19 protein-coding genes and 1 tRNA gene are annotated in these 25394 nt (G+C 38.6%); 11 read left to right on the forward strand and 9 right to left on the reverse strand.

What is annotated here, in order from left to right; genetic code table 11:
* The first annotated feature begins 10 nt into the window (after positions 1 to 10).
* From HDE70_RS06550 to HDE70_RS06560, 3 genes are all read left to right on the forward strand, one after another.
* A complete protein-coding gene (locus tag HDE70_RS06550; protein WP_183868998.1) occupies positions 11 to 1261 on the forward strand; it encodes a cation:proton antiporter in 1251 nt (416 codons plus the stop codon).
* Positions 1262 to 1350: 89 nt separating this feature from the next.
* Positions 1351 to 2166 carry an SDR family oxidoreductase gene (locus tag HDE70_RS06555; RefSeq protein WP_183888873.1) on the forward strand — a complete coding sequence of 272 codons (816 nt, stop codon included), beginning with the start codon at positions 1351 to 1353 and terminating at the stop codon, positions 2164 to 2166.
* Between the two features lie 65 nt (positions 2167 to 2231).
* Positions 2232 to 3104, forward strand: coding sequence for a helix-turn-helix domain-containing protein (locus HDE70_RS06560; protein ID WP_260160012.1), 873 nt, complete (start codon positions 2232 to 2234; stop codon positions 3102 to 3104).
* A gap of 62 nt (positions 3105 to 3166) precedes the next feature.
* Here HDE70_RS06560 and HDE70_RS06565 read toward each other — a convergent pair whose 3' ends face one another.
* Positions 3167 to 3901, reverse strand: a complete 735-nt coding sequence (locus HDE70_RS06565; RefSeq protein ID WP_183888877.1) for an SDR family oxidoreductase — start codon at positions 3899 to 3901, stop codon at positions 3167 to 3169.
* A 67-nt stretch (positions 3902 to 3968) separates the two neighbouring features.
* Positions 3969 to 4850, reverse strand: coding sequence for a helix-turn-helix domain-containing protein (locus tag HDE70_RS06570; protein WP_183888879.1), 882 nt, complete (start codon positions 4848 to 4850; stop codon positions 3969 to 3971).
* 278 nt (positions 4851 to 5128) lie between these two features.
* Between HDE70_RS06570 and HDE70_RS06575 the strand changes: the two genes are divergently transcribed.
* Positions 5129 to 6676: a hypothetical protein gene (locus HDE70_RS06575; RefSeq protein WP_183888881.1), complete on the forward strand. Its 1548-nt coding sequence runs from the start codon at positions 5129 to 5131 to the stop codon at positions 6674 to 6676.
* Positions 6677 to 6784: 108 nt separating this feature from the next.
* Here the strand turns inward: HDE70_RS06575 and HDE70_RS06580 are convergent, their stop codons facing one another.
* Together HDE70_RS06580 and HDE70_RS06585 are read right to left on the reverse strand one after the other, a co-directional pair.
* Positions 6785 to 8098 (reverse strand): hypothetical protein, encoded by a 1314-nt coding sequence (locus HDE70_RS06580; RefSeq protein WP_183888883.1) that lies wholly within the window; start codon positions 8096 to 8098, stop codon positions 6785 to 6787.
* A 1-nt stretch (position 8099) separates the two neighbouring features.
* Entirely contained in the window at positions 8100 to 10439 is a 2340-nt protein-coding gene (locus HDE70_RS06585; protein ID WP_183888885.1) for a glycoside hydrolase family 3 N-terminal domain-containing protein, read from the reverse strand.
* Between the two features lie 231 nt (positions 10440 to 10670).
* On the opposite strand from HDE70_RS06585, the gene HDE70_RS06590 reads away from it, so the two are divergent.
* Positions 10671 to 13007: a GH92 family glycosyl hydrolase gene (locus HDE70_RS06590; RefSeq protein WP_183888887.1), complete on the forward strand. Its 2337-nt coding sequence runs from the start codon at positions 10671 to 10673 to the stop codon at positions 13005 to 13007.
* Between the two features lie 204 nt (positions 13008 to 13211).
* Complete coding sequence (locus tag HDE70_RS06595; RefSeq protein ID WP_183888889.1) at positions 13212 to 13643, forward strand: hypothetical protein; 432 nt, start codon at positions 13212 to 13214, stop codon at positions 13641 to 13643.
* Positions 13644 to 13878: 235 nt separating this feature from the next.
* Here the strand turns inward: HDE70_RS06595 and HDE70_RS06600 are convergent.
* The 3 genes from HDE70_RS06600 to HDE70_RS06610 all read right to left on the reverse strand — a co-directional run bounded on the left by HDE70_RS06600 (position 13879) and on the right by HDE70_RS06610 (position 16128).
* Positions 13879 to 13968: transfer RNA gene (locus HDE70_RS06600), tRNA-Ser, on the reverse strand.
* A gap of 136 nt (positions 13969 to 14104) precedes the next feature.
* A complete protein-coding gene (locus HDE70_RS06605) occupies positions 14105 to 14788 on the reverse strand; it encodes a response regulator transcription factor (RefSeq protein ID WP_183888891.1) in 684 nt (227 codons plus the stop codon).
* On the reverse strand, positions 14785 to 16128 hold the full coding sequence (locus HDE70_RS06610; RefSeq protein WP_183888893.1) for a sensor histidine kinase: 1344 nt from the start codon (positions 16126 to 16128) through the stop codon (positions 14785 to 14787). Before HDE70_RS06610 ends, HDE70_RS06605 begins: the two co-directional genes overlap by 4 nt.
* Before the next feature lie 130 nt (positions 16129 to 16258).
* Here HDE70_RS06610 and HDE70_RS06615 point away from each other — a divergent pair, with 130 nt between their 5' ends.
* The gene (locus HDE70_RS06615; protein WP_183888895.1) at positions 16259 to 18694 is read left to right on the forward strand and encodes a TonB-dependent receptor; all 2436 of its coding nucleotides are present in this window, start codon (positions 16259 to 16261) and stop codon (positions 18692 to 18694) included.
* On the opposite strand, the gene HDE70_RS06620 is transcribed toward HDE70_RS06615, so the two are convergent.
* Positions 18691 to 19107, reverse strand: a complete 417-nt coding sequence (locus tag HDE70_RS06620) for a MauE/DoxX family redox-associated membrane protein (protein ID WP_183888896.1) — start codon at positions 19105 to 19107, stop codon at positions 18691 to 18693. The two genes, HDE70_RS06615 and HDE70_RS06620, sit on opposite strands and share 4 nt — an antisense overlap.
* 192 nt (positions 19108 to 19299) lie before the next feature.
* Between HDE70_RS06620 and HDE70_RS06625 the strand changes: the two genes are divergently transcribed.
* The 4 genes from HDE70_RS06625 to HDE70_RS06640 all read left to right on the forward strand — a co-directional run bounded on the left by HDE70_RS06625 (position 19300) and on the right by HDE70_RS06640 (position 24838).
* Positions 19300 to 21738 carry an outer membrane beta-barrel protein gene (locus HDE70_RS06625; RefSeq protein WP_183888898.1) on the forward strand — a complete coding sequence of 813 codons (2439 nt, stop codon included), beginning with the start codon at positions 19300 to 19302 and terminating at the stop codon, positions 21736 to 21738.
* 109 nt (positions 21739 to 21847) lie between these two features.
* A complete protein-coding gene (locus tag HDE70_RS06630) occupies positions 21848 to 23425 on the forward strand; it encodes a right-handed parallel beta-helix repeat-containing protein (RefSeq protein ID WP_221302014.1) in 1578 nt (525 codons plus the stop codon).
* 1 nt (position 23426) lies between these two features.
* On the forward strand, positions 23427 to 24023 hold the full coding sequence (locus HDE70_RS06635) for a hypothetical protein (RefSeq protein ID WP_183888900.1): 597 nt from the start codon (positions 23427 to 23429) through the stop codon (positions 24021 to 24023).
* 179 nt (positions 24024 to 24202) lie between these two features.
* Positions 24203 to 24838 (forward strand): OmpW/AlkL family protein, encoded by a 636-nt coding sequence (locus tag HDE70_RS06640; protein ID WP_183888902.1) that lies wholly within the window; start codon positions 24203 to 24205, stop codon positions 24836 to 24838.
* Between the two features lie 72 nt (positions 24839 to 24910).
* On the opposite strand, the gene HDE70_RS06645 is transcribed toward HDE70_RS06640, so the two are convergent.
* Positions 24911 to 25327: a hypothetical protein gene (locus tag HDE70_RS06645; protein ID WP_183888904.1), complete on the reverse strand. Its 417-nt coding sequence runs from the start codon at positions 25325 to 25327 to the stop codon at positions 24911 to 24913.
* Positions 25328 to 25394 lie beyond the last annotated feature (67 nt).

Genomic DNA, 25394 nt, shown 5'->3' on the forward strand with positions numbered 1-25394 from the left:
TTATAAAAGAATGGATCAATACCTCGTTATACTTACGATCATAGGGGTAGGAATCCTTGGAATGGCCTGGATGCCATCATTTACTGCCAAAACAAGAATATCATATTCCATCATTTACCTTTTAATCGGTATGCTGCTTTACAGCGTTTTTGACTTTCTGCCTGCCCCAAATCCAAGGGTACATGGTGAATTTACACTTCACTTAACAGAGCTCGTACTTATTGTCTCGTTGATGTGTACAGGACTGAAAATAGATCAGAAATTTTCATTCAGGACATGGATAATTCCATTCCGGCTGATTACTATTACCATGTTTCTTTGTATAGCAGCAGTTACATTAATAGGTATTTACTATTTTAAAATGCCTCTTTCTACTTCCATATTACTTGCTGCCGTACTTTCACCTACAGATCCTGTACTAGCTACTGATGTGCAGGTTGGTGATCCCAATGAGCAGGATCGTGACAATGCTAAGTTTTCTCTGACTGCCGAGGCTGGTTTTAATGACGGCATGGCTTTTCCCTTTGTATGGCTCGCCATAGCGCTGGCCATGACTTCAGGAGGTGATACTTCCTTTTTGTTTACATGGGCATTGAAACATGTGCTTTACCAGATTGCTGCCGGCTTAATTTGTGGATTTCTATTGGGTAAATTATTAGGGTATGTACTTTTTACGCTTGGTAAGAAATACGAGACTTTCTTTACTCAGGATGGTTTTGTCTCTATAGCAGCAACATTGATCGTATACGGTGCGACTGAAAGCATTCATGGATATGGATTTATTGCCGTATTTATTGCTGCAATAACCCTCAGAGCTTACAAGAGGGATCACAAATATCATAACCGCCTGCATGCATTTTCAGATCAGATTGAAAGGATTCTTGTGGCCATTATGTTAATTCTCTTTGGAGGAAGTCTTGTGCGGGGCGTAATGAACAGCCTTACCTGGCCAATGGCCGCGTTTGGGATTGTCTTTATCTTTGTGATCAGACCATTATCTGGTTTGATCGGACTGATTGGCACAAAGCTCAAAATTCAGGAGAAACTGGTGATCAGTTTTTATGGTATCCGGGGAATGGGATCTATTTATTACCTGGCTTTCGCCTTTGGAACTACTTTCTTTAAGGATCAGGATGCCCTTTGGTCAATTATAGCTTTTATTGTACTTATTTCTATTGGCATACACGGGATTACTGCTGGCTTTACATTTAAAAAACTCGAGCAGGTATTACCTGAGGATAACGAATTAATTGCCAGATAATCAGTAAAAAGAATACAAATCTCCTGAATTCGTATTACCTGCCACTAATCCATTGACACGACCTTTACCCTATAATTAAAATCGAAAAAATGAAAAAGACAATTTTAATAACAGGTGCAAGCAGTGGTTTAGGAAAAGAAACTGCGAAGTTATTTCAGCGGGAAGGTTGGAACGTTATTGCTACTATGCGTAATCCAGAAAATGGGGCAGAACTACAAGCATTAGAAAATGTTTTGGTGACCAGACTCGACGTTTTGGATTTAGGTTCTATTGAAAGTACAGTATATGAAGGTATTCAAAGATTTGGAAAAATTGATGTACTGCTTAATAATGCCGGTTATGGTGCTTATGGCCCTTTGGAGGCTTCTCCAAGAGAGAAAATTATTCGCCAGTTTAACACGAATGTAATTGGTCTTTTAGATGTTACTAAAGCATTGCTACCCCATTTTCGCGTGAATAAAAGCGGAATGATCATTAATATTTCTTCTATTGGTGGCAAAATGACTTTTCCATTAGGCAGTTTATATCATGGAACCAAGTTTGCCGTAGAAGGTATCTCCGAATCTTTGAAGTATGAGCTGGAACAGTTTGGAGGAGAAGTAAAGATTGTGGAACCGGGTGGTATTGACACTGATTTTATTGGCCGCTCCCTTGATGTAAGTAATGATGAAACCCTTATTGAATATCAGCCATTAATCGGAAAGATCATGTCGGCAATGCAGGTATTATTTGAAAATGCTTCGCCGGCTGCTGTGATCGCTGGTGTTATTTATGAAGCGGCTACAGACGGTAAGGATCAACTCAGATATGCCGCGGGAGAAGATGCCCGGATAATGTTAGCAGATCGCAGGCAATATGACGATGAAACATTTGTAGCAGGGATAAAAAGTCAATTTGGGATTTAATTTCTTTAAAAGGATATTTACCATATATGAAGAGTGAATTTATTCATTTAAAAACAATCTCAGATATGCTGAAACTATTCGGTTTGGGTAATAATATTCAACATCCTTTAGTCGCTGTAATAGACTTTAGTAAAGTGGATGAGCAAATAGATAATGAGATGAAAATTTCCGCAGACTATTACTCACTGATGTTTAAAAATTATCCTAGTAACAAAATGAAGTATGGTCGCAAAGTTATTGACTTTCAGGATGGTAGTTTGATCTGTATGGCGCCTAACCAAGTTCTTGAAGTTGATAACGATCTGGAAGCATCAGAAAACCTGATGGGTTGGGGATTATTTTTCCATCCCGATTTAATCAGGACAACTTCATTAAATGATAAAATGAAAGATTATAGCTTTTTTTCTTACGAAACATCAGAAGCACTTCATTTGTCTGAAAAGGAAAAGCAGGTTTTATATGATTGTGTATTGAAAATTGAAACTGAACTTAAAGAAAATATAGATGTACATAGCCAGACTATTATTGTTTCTACGCTTGAATTGCTGCTAAGTTATTGCAGCCGTTTTTATGGCCGGCAATTCATTACCAGGAAAAGCTCCAATAATTCAGTGGTTATTCAAATTGAAAAAATTCTGACTGCATATTTTAAGGGTAATATAGAAGAAAAGGGCCTGCCTACAGTGAAATATATGGCAGATCAGGTGCATTTGTCACCTGGTTATCTGAGTGATCTGCTAAAAAAAGAAACCGGAAAAAACACCCAGGATCACATTCATTTTTATTTAATTGAGGAAGCTAAAAATACATTGTTAAGTACAGATAAATCTGTTAATGAAATAGCGTATGCATTAGGATTCGATTATCCTCAATATTTTAATAAACTTTTTAAGCAGAAAACAGGAAAAACTCCTGTAGAGTTCAGAACTATGAATTAAACTTGATTTATACTCAGACAATTGTCAAAGGCTCTTTACGCTAACGTAAAGAGCCTTTGATTTTACCATGGACAGTTTGTTCCGGGGAAATATTCTTCACTGAAATATTCTCCAGTAGGGCCGTCCTGGCCGATTAATGCATATTTGGCAATACGTTGCCCTGCTTCTTCCACAGTACTTGTACCTTGTTGATCTGTGAAGTCAGTTTTAGTCCATCCCGGACAAACAACATTGACTTTAAATGGAGTATTCCGAAGCTCGTAGGCAAGGTTAATTGTATACATGTTCAGCGCCGTTTTACTAGACTGGTATAGCGCCATTTTATTGTCGTAACCAGCAGAAGAAGTATCGGCTGCTAAAGTCAGCGAGCCCATCGCAGAGCTTACATTTACTATACGTGGTTCGGATGATTTTTTCAACAATTCAATAAAAGCCTGCGTTACGCTAACTACACCAAAAACATTTGTTTCATACACCGTTCTGAACTGATCAGTAGTTGCATTTAGTGCGGATTGCGGAAGTCCTCCCGAGATACCTGCGTTGTTAACGAGTACATCCAGAACATCCGATTTTTTACTAATTGTTGTATATGCACTATGGATAGACTCCTGATTGGTTACGTCCAATTCAATAGCCTCAACGTTTGTAATCCCTTGAGATTTAAGTTTTTCAACTGCTGATAAGCCGTTTTTTAAATTCCGGCTGCCTAAATAAACTAAGAATCCTTTTTTGGCAAGTATTTTTACTACCTCAAAGCCAATGCCTTTATTTGCTCCTGTTACTAATGCTGATTTCATTTTTTTTTTCTTTTAATTAATGAACAAAGCTAGGCAGCAGGAAAACGGGCGATGGGGACAAATCTGTTTAATTGTGGGACAAATCCTGTAATTCAGCCAGGTAACGGCTAACACTTTTACCAATACTCTTTTTGAAAAGACGTGAAAAGTAACCAGGATCGTTAAATCCAAGCTCATAAGCCAGTTCCTTGACCGAAATATTGGTGTATTGTAGTTTTCGCTGTGCTTCTAGCATGATCCGGTTTGTGATCCATTCTTTTGGAGAAACACCTCCAAATTCTTTTACAATACCATAAAGGGTACTGGAAGTTAACGCCAGTTCATCTGCAATACGCTGTACATCGTGATGCTCGGTCAGTTGGGTTTCCACTGCCAGCTTAAAAGCTATATATTTTGCCAGTTTGGAACCGGCAATACCTTCCTGACTTTGATATTGCTCAAAATAAGCGGTATTGAACTCGGTCAGCAGCGTGTGTAAATGCGCGAGGATAACCTCGGCTTTTCTTTGCTTTCCGGGCGCATGCAGGAGCAGAAACAATCCTGACAGCAGATTTTTTATCCTTTGCTGTGCAGCCGCGTCAAAAGTAATTTTGTTGGCATTGAACGGGTTAACGAGGAATTGATAAGTACCTGGCAGCAGCGTCAGTGTATGCTCATCAAAAGAAAGCGCATACTGCTGCATGTTTTTATCATAAGGTAACTTGGTAAAGATCTGGTTGGGCAATCCGAAAGCCAGTTCACCATCATTAATGGTAAACTCTTTCAGATCAGTTTTAAATGTTTCTGAACCCTTTTCCAGGTATTGGAAATAATAATAGGAAAGGCGGTGCGGTTTTCGCAATATGCGCATGACGTCCTCAGGCAAAGCTATCTTACAATTCTCATTCAGGGCAATCGACAATTTATCGTGATGCCTGATCTTGTCCAGTAATCCTGTTGTTTCTTCCACAGTTGGTCATTTATTTAAAACAAAGATAATGTCAAATTTGCATTGATGCACCTTTAGTTCAGTACATCAATTTTTAAAGCTACACTGGTTCTGCTATTTTTTTTGCCTTTTTAATTTTTAGATTAATATTATTTATGCAAATATGAGTTTTGTTACTGTTTTTGGTTTTTATGTTTCCATAACAGAGTGTTGTATTGTGTTTTATGGAAAAAAATATAATCAATGTGATGGTGTTGTGATTTTAATTTTTTAATTTACATGTAAATTAAATCTACACTATGAAAAATTATCTACAAGCTAACCGAAAGTTAAGTTTCTATATTCTTACTTTCACAGTATTAGTCCTTGCCGGCTGTAAAAAGGAAGCGCTGCCCGATAGAAGTAATATCAGTCAGATCTATGGCAATAAAAAGCTGATTTCTCCCATGGGGAACGGAATTCCTTCTTATCCTTTGGACTGGGAAAATATATCTTATATGCCCGCCCCTCCGAATACCACTCCGATACCAGTGCCATGGCAATCCGGGCTTGGTGGCAGAAAGATTGACGATGATATTGTATTTGACTATAAGAAATCTGATGGATGGGAACTTGTTTATAATACATTTAATACGAGCTCTGCTTTAAATCCTGCTTATTTTATGCTTTATAATAAATATAGGGGCCTTTTAAGAACTTACTTTTATTTTACAACACCTTCTTCCTATCCTTCCAGTAATTTGGCTTATCTGCTTAATCTAAGAGGCCCCGCAGCAGCAGGTTCTCCTTTGTTGAATTTTTCGGGAGGAGATGTTGTAGATGTTGGGATAAATAATGTTAATGTATCTCAGATACAGCCTTATATGGTTTCAGGTACGGGGGCATGGTATGCTTCGGAATTTGAAATGGCGTATGATAGTAATATCAATGCTATAAATTATCAAAATCTACAGCTCAACTGGTCAATTAATCCCAATTCTATTAGTCAAATTACACTCAACGGAAAAGAGACAGGAACTATTTCGGGAACTGTAGAGCAGAAAAAAGAAGGGACTAACTTCTTTACAGGCATCGCCAATAACCTTATTGATGGTGGCCTGAAAATTGGCAGTAAGAAAGCTGCTGATAATCTGGGTTTTATAAAGAGCCAGTTTATTAAAGATAATATATTGAATGCGGTAAACCTTGCCAGCAATGGAATAGGGGGAATTGTAAAAGGTTTCCTTAGTGGAATAATTGGTGGTGGTTCTTCCACTTCTTCAGCACAGCAAGTAAACCTGAAAATAAATTCTACTATAGAAATAACCGGTCAGTCTGTGGTACAGTCACAGTTATTCGATAATATATTTACACTGCCTGGAACACTTGATAACCAAGGTTCAGTTCCTTTTTATCCAAATTACAATAGCCCGATGGGCGTGTTTTATGTTTCAGCCAAGCCTGTGGTAAAGGTAAAAAGAACATTGTATAATATAAACCATCCTGCTAATATACAAGGTGCAAGGACTAATTTCCAGTTTAGCCTGGATGAGAGTTCTTATCAGCTTTTATTTAATCCTGCATTGCTTGCAGAGGCGACGATCAGTAACGTCCGGAAAGAAGTAATCCTTACAAAAATTTATTATGGAGATGATATAGATCGTGGATCTTCCAGCTTAAGTGAGGAAAATGTTGCCGGAGTTGATATGTTCAGCCACCTGGAGAGTTTAACACTTACTGGGCCGCGTTTAAGTTTAGCATTGTTTCCGAACCTTGTGGTGAGGATTACTTTTGATGTTATACCAAATAATGGTTCTGGAAAGGTAACGATCGTGAAAACCTTTAAAGCAACAGGCAAGCAGATCTAAAACTGGGAATTATAGTCTTTAGTTTATCTGAGATCTTTATTTTACCGGCTCAAATGTCATCCTTGTGGAAATGCATTTGAGCTGGTGAAATCTGAAGGAGAATATTTGCTAACTTTTCTTTTGATTGGTCGCTGCCCAATCCTTAAATTGAGCTATTGCTTTGCTCAATACTCCAGCAGATCCTTTAAATTTGCCTGATCCGTCGGGTATATTTCCTTTACCATACCATTCATAAAAGCCTTTGTTTTTTACTACGCGATCGATCATAGGCCGGACTTCTTCATACGCTTCTTTGACGAAACCATTGGCAATGAGTTGCTGGATCATTCTTGCGCCAAACCACGTCCAGTCACCTCCATTTTGATAGTTATAAGGTTTGGACATTCCTCCGGTAAAAAAGCCTTCAGGATAGGTCGGGTATAAGGTCAGGCCAATACTCGGCATTCCAGAAAGTCTTACATTTTCTACCATTTTCTTGTTGACAGTGGCAATTTCGTCTTTAGAGAGCAGTCCTGCTTCTATTGCAATCGCGGTGCCACCGTGATAAAAGATTGTATTCTCGTCAAAGCCAGCTGGGATAGGAGATTTACCTGGATAAATATGTGGGATGAATTTCTGATTTTTTGCATCCCAAAGGTGTTTTCTTACATTCTTATAAATACCTTTTTTTAATTGAGTCCATTGCTCCACTTTCTGTTTATCCGGTACAATATTTATTAAGTATTGCAGCGCAATAATGAACATGGCATTATCATAAACATCGATAGCTTCGTTAGACAGCTCGTTCCAATCACAGCCAAAAGTATCGTGTGGTTGAACATCGCCCCAGTCTGCCGTCATTGCTCCCCAAAGTAATCCATATTGTTTATTGTAACGTTCAAGCATTAGATAAGCAATCATTTTCTCTATTCTGGTCAACACAGTTAAGCCGGCTACTTTTTCATTCAGCAGATCAACATCTCCGGTTTTTTCAACATATTTTCCTACCAACTGGATGAGTGACGTTTCCTGATCAGTTTCAACGGTGTTTTTAAATCCTACATGACCCGGGGCTGCACTGGAGTAATATGGCGTATCATCATTCCATGTAAAGTCTTTTTTTAACACATAACCATCTACCATTTCGTTATTCTTTTGCTGGAGTGCAAAGAACAGCAGGATTGCCCCCCGGACATCTGCTTTGGAACGTACATCTAAAGAAGTTTCAATCAATGTGTTGAAGTCTCTTGCCCAGATCTGAGAATAACCACTTCCAGCATTAAAACCTTCTTTAATGACATCCTTTGCCATATTGCCGACAAGAGTTAACGAAGAGTCGGCAAGGATTTGAGCAGCCAATTCCTGATTTTGGGCCTTTCCCTGAGTAGGGCAGGCGGCCACCAAAAATGCAGAGTACAGAACGTAAATTTGATATTTTTTCATGTTAAATTTCAAGTTGTTTTTCCAGTTGGATTTTATCAGAAGCAGACCCGATCATAATGGTGAATGTGCTGCGGGATTCAAATACTTTTTTCATCTCCATATTAATGATAGACAGGTCATCAACTGTCAATTCAAATTCTACGGGTTTCGAAGCCCCCGCTTTAAGTTTAACACGTGCAAAATGTTTCAATTGTCTGATAGGTTGGGCTATTGAGGCAAACTGGTTTTTCAAGTAAAGTTGAGCTACTTCATCTCCATCGTAGGGGCCGGTATTTTGTAGGATAAAGGACACCCGGTAAGTCCCTTTGGTACTTTCTTTGCTAATTTTCAGGTCATGATAAGCGAAAGTTGTATAACTTTTTCCATAACCAAAAGCATAACGTGGAGTGGCCTCTTCTTCGACATAACGATGGTCAAGCGGACTTTTTCTGTTATAATGAACAGGGATTTGTCCGACACTTCTGGGTACAGAAACAGGAAGCCGCCCAGCGGGGTTATAATCTCCGGATAAGATATCTGCAACGGCCGGGCCGCCCTGCTGGCCAGGATACCAGGCACAAAGTAGTGCATCCGCATTTTCAGCAGCCCAGTTCATGTTCAGCGGCCGTCCTTGTATATAGATGACAACGAGGGGTTTTCCTGTCTTTTTTAATGCCTTTAATAAATCCATTTGTTTGCCAAGCAGATCTAGTGTGGATCGGTCAAATCCTTCACCACTTTCCATATCTCCAATGGTTTTATCTGTTGCAATTGCGGCACCTGTTGTAGCGTATTCTGTCTTAAAATCCCGGGCACTTGATCCACCAACTACTGCAATCACTACATCAGCTTCTTTTGCTGCTGCGATGGCCTGAGGAATAGTATTTTCTGTGGTATCACGAATGGCACATCCTTTAACATAGCTTACTTGCGAATCAGGTAATCTGGAGCGAAGTCCCTGTAAGATAGTGATTACATTTCCTTCAGCTTGTGGAGCTGTATAATCGCCCAGCATATTGTATACATTGTCGGCATTAGGGCCTACAACAGCAAGCTTAATTCCTTTTTTCAATGGGAGAATGTTATTTTTGTTTTCCAATAGAATGATAGATTCTCTGGCTACCTGGCGGGAAAGCAAGAGCTGTTCCTGTGTGTTAATTTCCTTCTTAGCTTTTTGGGGATTTACAAAAGGATGTTCAAATAGCCCCATTTCGAACTTTAAACGGAGTACTCTGGATACTGCTGTATCAATAAACCGTTCTTCAATTCTTCCTTTTTCAACAGCTTCGATCAGGTTGGGATAAGCATTTCCTCCGAGATCTGCATTTAAACCAGCTTTGAGTGCCAGGATAGCGGCTTCGGTATAATCCCGCGCAATTCGATGACTGCCTTTTATTCCCTCAATACTTCCTAAATCCGATACCGTAAAACCCTTAAATCCCCATTCCTTTATTAAAATATCAGTCAGTAAAAAACTATTAGAACTACAAGGGATGCCATCTATGGAATTATAAGCGGCCATAATTGATTTTGCTCCGGCATTTACAGCCGACTGAAAAGGAGGCAGGTAATACTCACGCAGTTCCCGTTCACCAACACTGGCAGCAGCTCCATTATGTCCTCCTTCAGGTATGGCGTAGGCTACAAAATGTTTGAGTGTGGCTATTGTGCTATAAGGATCAGACAGGTTTCCTGCTCCTAATCCTTTAATGATGGAGGCAGCAAGTGTACCCGTTAATACAGGATCTTCACCATAACTTTCTTCCACACGTGACCAGCGCGGATCACGTGATAAGTCCAAGACAGGGCCATAGCTGATATGGGCTCCTTGTAAACGCACTTCTTTTGATACACATTCAGCCATTTTTTCTAATAATAATGGGTTCCAGGTGGAAGCCTGGCCAATACCAGTTGGAAATACGGTAGTACCAATCGCCATATGGCCATGAGGCGCCTCTTCTGCCAAAAATATCGGAATACCAAGACGCGTATTTTTTAGCACATATCGCTGTATTTCATTCGCAGCTTCGGCTGCCATCTCAGGATTAAGACCGGTTTTTAGGGTTTTTTGTGTCCAGGGATCGGCTCTGAATGTTGCCCAGAGCATGCCAATCTGTTTTTCGGCTACGATGTCCTTGAATTTTTGATATATTTTAACCTTATTTCCTTGTCGTTCGTACATTTCCCATCCCAGAGGACTTAAAAGTTGACCTGCTTTTTCTTTGAGCGTCATTCTTTTAATTAAATCCTGAGTTCGTAATGCTATAGGCTGACTGGCGTCTTTGTAAAGCGGTTGTTGGCAGTAAGAGTGAATAGGTAAAGAAAGAAGAGTACAGCAGGTCAATATGGTGAGTCTATTCATCTGGTTGATTTCTAAATAATATGTACATACAAGTATAGTAAAATTTGGATATTACCTTATAGGTAATTGACTTTTTTTTGAAATTAGAATGATTAATATGTGTAAATGGTTGTTTTTTAATGTATTTTGGATTGTTAAGAATTTAAAATATATTTGATTATTATGTATGTACATTTAGATTGACTGTATTTTGTATTTATCGTTTCTTTAATAAAACCAAAACCCTGAACCATGATGAAAAGGATTGTTTTCCTCTTATTAATTAGTATTCAAGCGACCTTACTTTATGCACAGCAAGCGGGTGGGCCGGTTCAATATGTAAGGCCGAATATCGGGTCTGCACATAGCCGGTATTTTTTTTATACACCCGCAGCAGTTCCTTTTGGCTTGGCCAAATTAGCACCCAGCACAAATGGGAGTGAAGGCAATCCATCAGGATGGGAAGCTGTAGGATATGATGACCGCCATAGTTCTATTGAGGGATTTGCTAATTTTCATGAGTTTCAGATTGGCGGGGTGGTATTTGCACCAACAGTAGGGAAACTGAAAACATTTCCTGGCAAAAAGGAGGAGAAAAATTCAGGATACAGGTCTTCTTTTGATAAGTCTGACGAATATGCTACTGCTGGATATTACCGGGTGCTTTTAAAAGATTATAATATCAAAGCAGAGCTTACTGCAACAGAAAGGGTTGGTTTTCATCAATATACTTTTCCGGAAACAGATAGTGCCAATGTTATCTTTGATATTGGTCATAAGATGGGCGAGAGCGGGCCGGTACTTGATGCAAAAGTGACTTATGATCATGGTCATATATGGGGCTTTGTGATCACCAAGCCTGTATATGTTCAGAAATACCAGGAATCAGCAAATGTGACAATGTATTTTTATGCAGTACTGGATAAAATGCCGGCCTCTTATGGTTCATTTAAGGATAGTACACAGTTTAAAGGAGTTAAAACAATTCAGGGAAAAGGTACTGGAATATATTTACAATTTAAGACAAAGAAAGGTGAGCAAATTGGAATTAAAACAGGTCTTTCTTATACTTCTGTGGACAATGCCAAACTCAATTTGACGAGGGAAGCTTCAGGATTAACTTTTGCAAAGGCAAAGGCTGATGCCATTCAAAACTGGAATAAGTTATTGGGCAGGATTGAAGTAAAAGGTGGATTGGAACAGGATCGTATTAAGTTTTATACTGGACTTTTTCACGCGCTTTCAGGCAGAGGCCTGGCTAGTGATGTGAATGGTGCCTATCCTAAAAATGATGGGGGAACAGGGCAGATCCCACTATTGAAAAATGGTACTCCGAAGTTTCATCATTACAATACGGATGCCATTTGGGGTGCTTTCTGGAACTTGACTCAGTTATGGGCCATTGCCTATCCGGAATATTATAATGACTGGATACAAAGTCAATTGCTGGTTTATAAGGATGCAGGCTGGCTTGGCGATGGTATTGCTACTAGTAAATACGTATCAGGTGTTGGAACGAATTTTACAGGACTGGCGATTGCAGCAGCTTATAATGCAGGAATCAGGAATTATGATGTTTCATTAGCCTATGAAGCGGTACGGAGAAATGAGTTGGAAGCTAAAGACCGGATTCCCGGAGCTGGCAAGCTGGACGTTGGTGTTTTTGTGGCGAAAGGTTATTCGCCGTATTTGAAGGATCTGACTGGCAGCCCGGAGTTAAATACGCAAGGTTCTCCTTTTGGGGCTTCTCATACGCTGGAATATTCTTTTTCTGCCTTTGCAGCGGCGCAATTTGCTAAAGCTCTTCATAAAACAGAGGATTATAACCAGTTGACTAAACTTTCAGAGGGCTGGAAGTTACTGTATGATCCTGCTACAAAGTTCATCAGGCCTAAGGATAGTGAGGGTAGGTTTTTAGATAATTTTGATCCTTTTGAACCGTGGAAAGGTTTTCAGGAGGGTAATGCCTGGCAGTATACATTTTATGTGCCTCAGGCACCAGAGCAGTTGGTAAATTTGATTGGAAAGGAAACTTTCAGCAGCCGGCTGGATAGTATTTTTACTGTTTCACAGAAAAATTCATTTGGTGGAGGGACGCAGATTGATGCTTTTGCAGGAATTCAAGGTCTGTATAATCATGGGAATCAGCCAAATTTACATGTTTCCTGGTTGTTTAATTATGCAGGAAGACCGGATCTGAGCCAGAAATGGGTTAGGGCAATTTGCAATGAGTTTTATGGTACTGATGGAATACATGGTTATGGATATGGTCAGGATGAGGATCAAGGGCAGTTGGGCGCATGGTATGTATTGTCTTCTATGGGGCTTTTTGATGTCAAAGGGTTGACGGGACCTGATCCTTCTTTTTTAATAGGGGCGCCGTTGTTTGAAAGTGTGAGAATTAAACTTCCCGAGGGGGTGAGGAAGAAGGAGTTTTTGATTAAGGTTAGTCAACAAGATCCGGATCATGTTTATATTCAAAGCGGTAAGTTTAATGGTTTGAATTTGAAAGAGTTGTCGATTAGATTTGAAGATTTTGTTAAGGGTGGAGTGTTGGAATTGGTGGTTGGTGGGGAGGTTAATCGGTAAACAGAATGTTTGGTGGTCTTTTTAATATGGTTTTTCAAGACTGAAATATTGAAAATTATTAGTTTACGGGTTCCCATAAAGAAGGTTATTTGATCTTCTTTACTTTTGATTATTGGATAGTTAACGCTTAATAACAATGTTATAAAATATTGGGGCTTTACCAATATAGCGAAAGATCAATTTTTTAAAGATAAAAAAATCAGTATGAAAAGACAATTATTAACAGTATTGATCGCATCTGCATCAATACTGTATTCATGTGAAAATAATGGGGCAAATGAAAATTCTTCGCAGAATAATAATGAACCTTTAAATGAATCATCATCTGGTACGTCAACAATAGGTAATACAGGTAAAAGTTCAGCAGAAGGATATGAAATGTTACATGTTGTCTTTGATGGTAAGCCACAGGCAGAAGCAATCAAAAAACTTATGAGCGCTGTTATGGCTAAATATAATATTGAGGAGAATTATGAAAACCTTAATAGATGTGGATCGGCTTTATTAAGTATGAGGAATTCTAGTGCTGTGGGGGTTACGGAAATACTAAAACATATGTATCAGTATGGCGATGCTGGTCAGGCATTCCCAGCTCAAGTAGCAATATCTGCGACAATCTTAGAACAAACTAAATAATTTGGCATGTTTTGGATCTAATAAAAAACGTATGCTTAACTGATTTCTTTCCAATGGTTTATCCTCCAATGTGGATTAGCTCGCTGCTCTCGCTGATCCCTTTTGGGGGAGGCTTCAACCAAAAATGCTTTTCGCTTCGCTCAATGACCTTTTTTGTTTTTAATCCAGTCTTGCGCTTTCAGCGCAGAACTGGATTAAAAACAAAAAATGCCACCCTGTGGGTAGCATTTTTGTTTGGCGGAGAGTGGGGGATTCGAACCCGCGGACCCTTTGACAAGTCAACAGTTTTCAAGACTGCCGCAATCGACCACTCTGCCAACTCTCCGCGACAAAAGTACAAATAATGTGCATTTCTGCAAGCGTTAATCTGCTTTATGTGTTTAAATGCCTCATTATGAATTGAAAAAAATGCTGTTTACGTCAAAATAGGCGGTATTTTTACCGGAAAACTTGTGATAACCTCAGTTATCAATGATAAAACGGAAGCCAATTCCTCTTATACTTTCAATATGGATGGTTTTATCTTGTGCTAAATACTTTCTCAGCCTGCTGATAAATACATCCATACTCCGGCCGTTAAAGAAATCAGATTCTTTCCATAAGTGATTAAGTATATCATTTCGCTTGATGATCTGGTTCTGATGCAAACACAGGTAATGAAGTAACTGAGCTTCTTTTTCTGTAAGTAGCTTAACTTCTTCCAAAAAAGTAAGCATTAGATTCCCGGGTTCGAATTTATAATTGCCAATCTGCATGATTTCCTGAGCAACCAAAGTAGCCTTTGTTCGTTTTAAGATATTCTTTACCCGCTGAATCAGCTCGTCTGCGTCAAAGGGTTTTAAAATATAATCATCAGCACCTAGCTTGAGGCCGTGCAGGATATCTTCTTTTAATTTACGGGCAGTTACAAACAGAAAGGGGAGTTGCGGATAAGTCTGCGCTAGTTTTTCTGCCAATGTGAAGCCATCTTCTTTTGGCATCATCACATCAATAATTAGAATATCATATGTTTCTCTTTTCAGTTCTTCCCGGGCTTCAATACCGTTAAACACTCTATGTGCCTGAAAATTGTTTATTTCCAAATATTGTTTTAACAGGTTTCCCAGATCAATATCATCTTCTACAATTAATACTTTGATATTCATATGGGTAAACGGATTAAAAATGTGCTGCCTTTTCCTGATTTGCTTTTCAAAGTAAGCTCAGCGCCGAGCTGTAAGGCCGCTTGTTTAGCGAGATATAACCCAAGCCCTAAACCTTTAACGGTATGCTTATTTTCCTCTGGAATGCGGTAAAACTTATCAAAAATATGCTGTTGATACTGTAGAGGAATACCTGATCCCTGATCAGTAATTTCTATATGATAATGAGTTTGGGTTTGGAAAGCCGTCAAATGAATCCACATGCCTTCTTCGCTATATTTTGCAGCATTATCTACTAATATGTTTAATATCTTTTCTAACGTCACGGCATTGGTTAGCAATGTTTGTGGTTTTGTCTCTATTTCTGCTATCAATTCATGATTGGCAATAGCTAAGTCGTTAACATACTCATGCAGAAATCCAGTAATTTCCAGCTCTTTTTGTTCAACTTTTATAGCCGTTATCATTGCACTATCGAGTACGCTATCCACGAGTTGCCTTATTTTTCCATGCTGCCTGTTTAGTGATTGCAACAAGTCGTTCAGCAAGGGTGGTTTTTCCTGCACTTCTTTTAATAAGATACTTTTTAAAATTATACTTACGGAACTTAAAGGGGTTTTCAGCTCATGGGTAATGTTATTCGCAAAATCTGTTTTCATTTCTGCCAGTCTCTTTTGTCTGATCATCGCACTAAAAACCAGGTATAATAAAATAATCACAGCTACAATTAAACCAATAGCGAGAAATAATACACCACCCATACGTTTGATAACTTCATTTTCCCGCTTGGAAATATCCATGAGATTTGATTGTCTGATTAAAATGCGTAAATCATCTCCAGTGCTCAGCGTCACATCCTTATTTAAAATAATCGTATGCGCTGTGTGGAAGTCATCTGCGGAAAAGACAATAGGTTTTGCCGAAGCAGCAAGTAATGTGTCTGATTTTCCATCAGTTTCAAAGATGATTTCATCAAATTGTGATTTATAGACTATATCCTCAAAACCAGTTTTTTTATCCAGCATTTTTTTTAGGTAAACGCTGAATTTATGACCGCTTTCCTGCGTGTTGCTTTTTAATAATTTTATAAACGCAGGTTTGCTCATTCCGTTGGTTATATACTGGATCACCGTTTTCCGTAACTCTGCTCTGGTTTGCTCTTCTACGGAAATCATCGCAGGGGTATTGGTAATCATAAGTATCCCTTCTTTTACTTCTTTATAAAAATTATCCCTGGTAAGCCGGTAAGTGTTTCTGACCAGATAATACTGAATAAAGGATAAGGTGCATACAATGATTACGCATGCTATTAAAAGGGCTCTGGTTGTGTGATTCTTGTTCATCTGCGCTGTCAAATATAATGATACTACAATTATTTAAGTTATATCTATGTGCCCGTTAACTCTTCATTAACTCTTTGTTAACCGTCGATCCGGTTGAATGACAGCACTTTTGTTTCAACTCAAATAAACAATGATGAAACTTAGAATTATAACGCTATTGGTCGCCTGGCTCATTACAATCTCAAATTTTGCAGTTGCACAAAATAGATTGACGTTAAGTGGTCAGGTTATTAGTAATATTCCATTGGATGGTGCTGCTGTTTCCCTTTATAAAACTGCTGATTCAATACCTGTTCAAACAGTAATTACTGATTCAAAAGGAGCATTTAGTTTGGCTCATTTAAAACCTGGTACTTACAGGGTTGCTGTGATGATGATCGGACATTCAGTTTATAAGGGAGATAGTTTCCAATTAAATGTGAATATGGTTTTACCTGTTATTCGGTTGCAACAAACTGGCCTGGCTTTACAAGAGGTCAGAATAAGCAGTCAGAAACCTTTGATAGAAAAAAAGATAGACCGTACCGTGATCAATGTAGACGCAATGATCAGCAGTGCAGGAAGTACTGTTTATGAAGTCCTGGAAAAATCACCGGGCATTATGATTGATCAAAGCGGAGGGGTCAGCTTAAAGGGAAAAGGTGCAGTTATATTTATTGATGATAAGCCTGCTAATCTTTCAGGAGCAGATCTGGAAAGTTATTTAAAATCGCTGCCTTCGTCCACCGTTGATCAGATTGAGCTGATGACTAATCCTCCTGCCAGATATGATGCGGCCGGGAGTGGTGGAATTGTAAATATCAGAACGAAAAAGAGCAAATTAAAAGGGTTTAACGGTGGAGTTAACCTGAGTTATGTCCAGGGGAAATATGCACGAACCAATAATAGTCTTAACTTCAATTACCGTTATAATAAAGTGAACTTGTTTGGGAATTTCGGGTATGCAGTGATTAATAACTATAGCGATCTGAATATTAACCGGCATTTTGAAAATGTAAATGGAGAAGTCGTTTCTAACTTCTTACAGAATTCTTTTTCCCGCACAACCGGACAAAGTTATACCAGCAAGGTCGGTATGGATTACTATTTTTCGGAGAAAACCACTTTTGGTATTGGATTGACTGGCCTATACCGTCTTACGAAACAAAAAATGTTTGTTGAAAGTATTTTTACAAATGCTCAGAATTTGATGGATTCTACTGTTCTGGCGGATAACAGAGAACAGAATAAATTCAAAAACATTGGTTTTAATTTGAATTACAGGCATCTGTATGATAAAAACGGCAGGGAATTAACGGCAGATATAGATTATGTAAACTATAAAACTCGGAATGATCAGTCATTTGATAACAATAGTTACCCGAAGGATGGATTACCTGTAAACAATTATCTGTTAAGTGGATCTCTGCCTGCGGGGATTAACATATATTCTGCTAAAATAGATTATTCGCATCCTTTGAAAAGTGGCGTCAAATTAGAAACAGGACTTAAAACCAGTTATACGCAGACCGGCAATACCGCCGATTATTTTTATACTGTAAACCAGGTTACCAAGCCTGATTATAACAAAACCAATCATTTTTTATATAAAGAGCATATTAATGCAGCCTATGTAAATGCAAATAAAGATTTTAACCAGTTAACGCTACAGGCTGGACTGAGGCTGGAGAATACAGTTTCTAACGGACACCAGTTAGGGAATGCACAGAAAACTGATTCTACGTTTAAACGTAATTATACTGGGCTGTTTCCTACGCTGTTTTTACAGTATAAGCTTGATACCGCAGGTACTAATTTGCTTAGTATGGATTATGGACGAAGAATTGAAAGACCTTACTATCAGGACTTAAATCCATTTTTATCACCAATTGATAAGTTTACTTATTATACAGGAAATCCTTTTTTGAAGCCATCTTATACAAATAGCATTGAGCTGTCCCATACCTATAAGGGCAAATTTACAACGTCACTGAGTTATGGGAAATCAATAGATCAGGTGAATGAAACTATTGAAATTGTTGATGGTATTTATTACAGCAGACCAGGGAATATCGGGAATGCTACGGTGAAGTCGCTATCTTTTGATGGGAGTTTTGATCTGGCTTCCTGGTTTAACTTTCATTTTTATGGACAGGTAACCAATATTCATACAATCAGTGCATTTTATACCGGTCAGTTGGATACTAAAGGGACATTCGTCTATTTAAAACCAATTTTACAGTTTAAAGCCGGAAAAGACTGGACGATACAGCTGGATGGTTATTATCAAAGTAAAGTAACGAATGTACAGTTTGTTGCTGGCCAGCGGAATAGGATGAATGTGGCTATTGCTAAAAAATTGTCAGCGAGTACCACGGTTAAGCTGGTGGTTAACGATGTATTTCACTCGTTTGTGAATAGTGGCGTAATTAATAATTTAGCACTGACCAGAGCTGATTATCATAATGTAATCGATAGCCGTACCGGTGTTCTTTCTTTGAGCTACAGGTTCGGTAAAACTATCTCCAATTTACGGAAGCATGATGGAAATGGTGCAGAAAGCGAGCAGAAGCGGGTAAAGGACTAGTGCGGTAAACGTTCCAGCAGGATCACACCAACTAAAGCGAGCAGGGTCAGGGCAATATTCACTTTGAAATGTTTTCTCCATCCCATATGACTGAAAAAGCCTCCACAGGGACATGGGTACCGGTCGTAAGCCTGATACATGATTCCCGCTACGTAGATGGTAAAAATGAGCATCATCGTTAGTGAAAGATACATCCCAAATAACCTGGTTGCCGAATTGATCAGGAGAATGATAATTCCGATTTCAGTTAAGGGCAGCAGTACCGTAAGCGGGGAAACCATCCATTTAGGAATAGCCTGACTGCGTAGTATTGCTCTGAAATATCTCAGGTTACGAAACTTTGGAAATGATGCATAAGACCAAAGTGCGATGAAGATGCCAGTGATGGAATAGGTTAAGATTGTTAGTATCATTTTTTTCCTTGTTGGTTAATACCAATGTCAGAAGATTTTTGTGGTATGGGTAGGGACAAAAGTCCCAAAATAAAGGGTGACTATAGAAGTTCGGACTAATAAAGTAGCATTTTTTATCGTTCAAATAGTTAATTTATCTTAACTTTCTCTCCGCTAGATTATAACAGAACCGAAATATTGCAGCCCCTATTCATGATTAATTCTAACTTAAAGCAAAAAGTCTTATTTATTTTTATTCTCACCTGCTTATTTTCAAAGAGCTTCGCTCAAAATAATATAACCTTAAAAGGGATCATCAGGAATACAGACAATGTGGCCATTGATGGTGCAACTTTATTTTTAAAAGATGGCGATACTGGTGAGGTCATTAAACAAGGATTGACTGCTATAGATGGAACTTTTGCTTTTACTGTTGTTGCCGGAAATTACATGGTTTCTGTCAGTTATTTGGGCACATTATCTTACCAAAGTGAACTCTTAAAGTTATCAGGAAGTCTGGATTTAGGTATTGTCAAAATTGAAACAACCGCCCGTAGTTTAAAGGAAATTGTTATTCAAAGCTCAGCTAATAAACCTCTGGTTAAGATTGAAGGCAGGAAAATGATTTATAATATCCAGAAAAGTATAACTGCGCAAGGGACTAATGTGCTGGAAGCATTGAAGAAAACTCCGGGCGTAATCGTCAATCAGGATAATTCAATTACACTGAACGGGGCAAACGGTGCACTGGTGATGATTAACGGCAGACAAACTTATTTACAAGCTGCGGAACTGGCACAACTGCTGAAAACGATGTCTTCTTCCGATTTAAAATCTATCGAGATTATCAGAAACCCATCTGCTGAATATGATGCTGCTGGTACCGGTGGTATTATTAACCTTGTGCTTCAAAAATCAATTGCTGAAGGTTTCAATGGAAGTATCAATAATGGGATTGCTTATGGGGTCAGCTTAAAGCAAAATACCAATATGAATCTTAACTTCCGTAAAGGGAAAGTTAACCTGTTTGGAAGTTACAACCATAATTTTGGACATTTTGCTATGGACTATGACAATGACCGGACAACCAATGGAAAGGTTTATTTGAATTCGAATCATGATGTTGATAAACGCCGTAGTATCGGGTCAACTATAGGGGCGGATTATGCTATCGATACAACCAAAACGATTGGTGTGGTGATGAATGGTAATTTCTCCAGTGGTGGCGGTTTGATTACTCCGTTAACGAATATTTACGATCAGCCAACGGGCCAGCTTTTACAGACGCTGAAAAGCCAGAGTGACTACCCGGATCAGAAGGCCAACCGGTATAATTTTAACTTGAATTACCGGTACAAAGGGAGTAAGAATACTACGCTTGATATAGATGCTGATTATGGAATCTTCGATGCGGCTACAAAAAATCTGAGTACCAATAGTTTTTATGCGCCAAACGGTGATTTTCAATCCTCCAATAATTTCCTGGTAGCCAATAGCAGGGATATTAAATTATATGCGGTTAAGGCTGATTACGGTTTTCCGGTTGGGAAGGGGAGAATGGCAGCCGGTGCAAAGTTTTCTAATGTAAACGCAGATAATGTATTCAATCAGTATGATGAGAATGGTAGTGTGAATGTGATTGATATTAATTTATCAAATACCTTCAAATATCAGGAGCAAATAACCGCAGGATATTTGAAGTATGAGGCACCTATTAATGACGAATTCAGTATGGATATTGGCGTAAGGCTGGAAAATACACATTCTAAAGGAGATTTGCAGCCGCGCGAAGGCAGTACTCAGTCGCCGGATCTGGTAGTCAGAAACTATTTAAATATCTTTCCCACGGCGGGTATCACTTATAAGACTAAAAATTCAGGGGCGTATAATTTAAGTTTTGCCCGCCGCATTGACCGTCCTGCATATAATGATCTGAATCCATTCTCCTATCCGGTAGATGAACTTTCTTATTGGAAAGGGAATCCATTTCTACGGCCTCAATATGCAAATACCCTGGTATTGCAATACAGTTACAAAAACACAACTGTATCAACCAGTTATACCAGAACAAATGATCTGAGCAGTGGGATAACGGAGGTTTTAGAAGAAAACAGGATTATTATGATCCCAAGAAATATAGGGCTTCAGAATAACCTTAACTTGACTGTTACCCAGCAAATTATCCTGGCTAAATGGTGGAATGTGAGCCTGACCGGGATCGGGTACCGTCTGGAGAATAAAGCAGGTACTCTGGAATATGGTAACTATAGCCGCAGCCGTTTCGCAGGTACAATTAATGTTCAGCAAACTTTTAATCTGCCAGGTCATATGACAGCTGAAATTGCTGGTATAGTTAATTCGAAAAATATAAGTGGGCTGAATACTTATATCAAAAGTAATTCACAGGTCGATCTGGGACTGCAAAAGAACTTGATGAAAGATAAAGCAACGCTTAAACTCGCTGTTACTGATTTATGGAAGGCAAACAGGATAAATACAGATACGCAATTGGATAAGCTATTGCTTCATACTACGTATGTGGGGGAAAGCCGCCAGATAAGATTGAATTTTACTTACCGGTTTGGCAATAATAAGATCAAGACTAGAGATAAACGCGAATCGGGATTACAAAATGAATCGCAGAGATTATAAAATGATAAATTAAGAGGACAGTTTAACGATTTTTCGGCCTTATGCAGGTGAACAAGATGAATAAAGGAAGGCAAGTAATTATTCCTAATTTGTTTTAAATCCTGTACCTATGAAAAAGAACATTATGCTTTATTTTCTTGTTGTTTTTGTGACTTTCTCTTGCCGAAAGATTGGGCCTGTAGAAATTACAGCTATAAAAAAAGTGACAGCTGAGCGTACTGCTTCCTATTATATTGACCCGGATAACGGAAAAGACTCGAATGCTGGCACTTCAGAAAGCACAGCATGGAAAACAATAGCAAAGGTGAATGCTACAACTTTTCAACCGGGGAATACTATTTTACTGAAATCCGGGGGGATATGGAATGCGCAGCTTTACCCTAAAGGATCTGGAAGTGCAACAAGTCCGATCAGGATCAGCTCTTATGGTACTGGTGCAAAACCTAAAATTTTCCTCAGTGGAACTATAGGCGCTCCGGTTTATCTATTCAATCAATCAAACTGGATTATTGAAAATCTGGAGGTTTCAAATTACAGTGCAACTCGTGGAGATGTATTCCGTCAGGGTATTTTTATTCAGAATACCGGTGGTGGGGTGACCAGTAATATTATCATCCGTAACAATTACGTTCATGCAGTTTCGGGTAGTTTCAGGTATGCTGGTTTCGATCCTCATGCTTTTGGAGGGATTGCTGTGGTGACTACCGGAACAGCTGGAACAGACCGTTTCGACAATGTAACCATTGAAGGTAATATTGTTGAAGATGCCGGTCGTACAGGAATTGTAGTATGGGATAATGTGTGGGAAGCCAGTGGTCACGCCTCCACAAATGTAAAAGTGCTGAACAATTCGGTCAAAGATATTGATAGCGACGGCATCCTGATATTTGGCTGCGAAGGAGCACTGATTGATCATAATGTTGCTAATAACTGTGGCCGCTATCGTGAAGATGGTCAGTTTAATGGGGCCGCTGCTATCTGGCCTACACGTGGCCGTAATTGTATCACGCAATTTAATGAGGCCTTTAATACGCAGGCTTTAGATGGCAATGGGGATGGACAAGGTTTTGATATGGATATCGATTCTTATAATTTTATCATGCAATACAATTATAGTCATGACAATGCCGGAGGTTTTATGTTGATTTTGGACGCCTCCAATTCAGTAAACAGTATAGTCAGGTATAACATCAGTCAAAATGACCGGCGTACCATTTTCAATTTTGCAGGTGGCATTACCCCAGGAACTATGATATATAATAATACAATTTATATTAAATCGGGCTTGAATACAAACATTATAGATCATGCATGGGATGATGGAGGAGGAAAAGGTGATTTAAACCAGGCTTATTATTTTAAAAACAACATTGTTTATAATCAAGGCAGTGGAAATTATATAGTTCCCGGAGTTTTGGGAGTATTCGGTTCCAATACCTTTTATGGTAATCACCCTTCTGGAGAACCTGCTGATCCGGATAAGCTAATAGCAGATCCATTATTTGTGAGTCCGGGCAATGGCCTCAATGGTATAAATACGGTGAACGGATATCGTTTGTCTATTGGGTCACAAGCACTGAACTCCGGAACTCTCATCCCGGACAATGGTGGTAAAGATTATTATGGGAATATGGTTTCATCTACTGCTTTACCTAACCGCGGAGCGTATAATGGCAATGGTTTGTAAGATGAGATTGATTTTATATACATTGCTTGTTTTACTTTGTTTCTCCTGTTCTCCTGTTTCAAAAGGCGTAGTGTTTACTGTAGATGGTGAACCGGTTAGTCTATCTCAGTTTGAACAACAAATGGAAAAGGAGAAACTGATGGTCATCAGAGATTTTGAAATTAAATATAAGGCTACATTTGGCCCCGGGTTCTGGACTATGAATTTTGGCGGAGATATTCCTGTTAATGCTTTACGGAGGCGGGCAAAAGATGCGATTGTAGTCAGTGTCGTAAAAAAGATGATAGCACGGGAAATGGGGTTAATTGAGCACATTGGATATGAAGATTTTTTAAAAGAGCTGGATAGTGTAAATAAAGTAAGGATTAAGGCAGTAAAAGAAGGGAATGTGATTTACGGGCCAGTAACCTACACGCTTGAAATGTATTCAGACTATTACATGTCTACACTGGAAAATGCGATCAGAGCTAAAATAAGTACACCTGAAAATACGCCCGATGAGATCTTATTAAAATATAATAGACTGATCCAGGAACGTGTAAAAAAAGCAGAAATTGATACTTATCAGATCGATGAGGAAGATGCAGCGGTTCTGTAAGCTAATGCTATAGCTCATTTTCAATTGTTTTGAATCCTTTTAGACTTAGGTGTTTGGATTAATCATTCTGATAGAATAGACTGTTTTTTCATGATAAAGATCATGGATGAAAATGTTTAAGCTCATGTGGAGGCTGGAAAGTCATGAATACTTTTGATCATAATTTAAATGATTTCATTATGAAAAAAGTATGGATACTAGCGCTTTTAATAAGTTCGACATTGACAGGTTTAGCACAACAAAAAGGGGAGTGGCGTGTACGGTTGCGTGGAACAGTAGTTGCCCCTGATGCCAGTGCGGCTATCAGTACAATAGGAGGATCGGCAGATATTAGTACGACAGTAATTCCTGAGCTGGATTTTACTTATTTTTTAACTAAAAATTTCTCGGCAAATTTAATTCTGGGTACAACCCGTCATCAAATAACAGCTACAGAAACTGCTTTGGGAGATGTAAATATCGGTAAGGTATGGTTATTACCACCAACTTTAACATTTTTGTACCATGCACCAGTTGCAAAAGGTATTTTGCCCTATATAGGTGCCGGTATTAATTATACCATTTTTTATGGTGCTAAAAATGGACCTGCCATAGCTAACACTGATTATAAAAATAAATTTGCTTTCGCTGCTCAGATTGGTAGTGATTTTGATATTGGCAAAAATTTATTCCTGAATGCAGATGTGAAAAAAATCTGGCTAAGAACAGACGCCACAGTAACTACTATACCAGGCGTTGCCGGTGGTGCAACTGTAATTGCGAATACCAAAATAGATCCATGGTTATTTAGTTTTGGTATCGGAAAAAGGTTCTAATACTAAACGTTTCAAAAAAGGGTTATTTTCCGACTAATAACCCTTTTTCTATACATTTTATAACTGTTAAATTTATCTTTTAAGGATAACCTCTTCAGTCTCTATAATGGTTTTACCTTTTTTTGTCTTAGTCTCCGTTTTGAGCAAAGTAGTTCTTCCCTGGGTATAGGTAATTGTATAGGCATCTTTATTTTTATTGTTCTTCCCGATAAAAAGCTTATTACCCTGAGTCCATGCAGGAAGTTCTTCTTTATGCTTACCAAATCCCTGAGTTATGATTACTTTATTATTTTTTGTAAACTCATAGCTCTTTTCACCAGCTTTATATATATCCTTGTCCAGGTCTGTGACCGTTCCACCGGTCTTTTCAGTTTCTATCTTAGATACAGCTTCCCATTTTCCAATAAGTTTCTGATCTAAAGCTGTTTTGCTTTGTGCGTAAGAATAAAAGCTGGCCAATGTAAATAAGATGATAAGTGATTTTTTCATTTTGATGATGTTTAGTGATTATGTTATACTTACTAAAATAGTGTTTTTTTAGTTAAAAGTTAATTTC

This window comes from Pedobacter cryoconitis, assembly GCF_014200595.1.
GTDB lineage: Bacteria > Bacteroidota > Bacteroidia > Sphingobacteriales > Sphingobacteriaceae > Pedobacter > Pedobacter cryoconitis_C.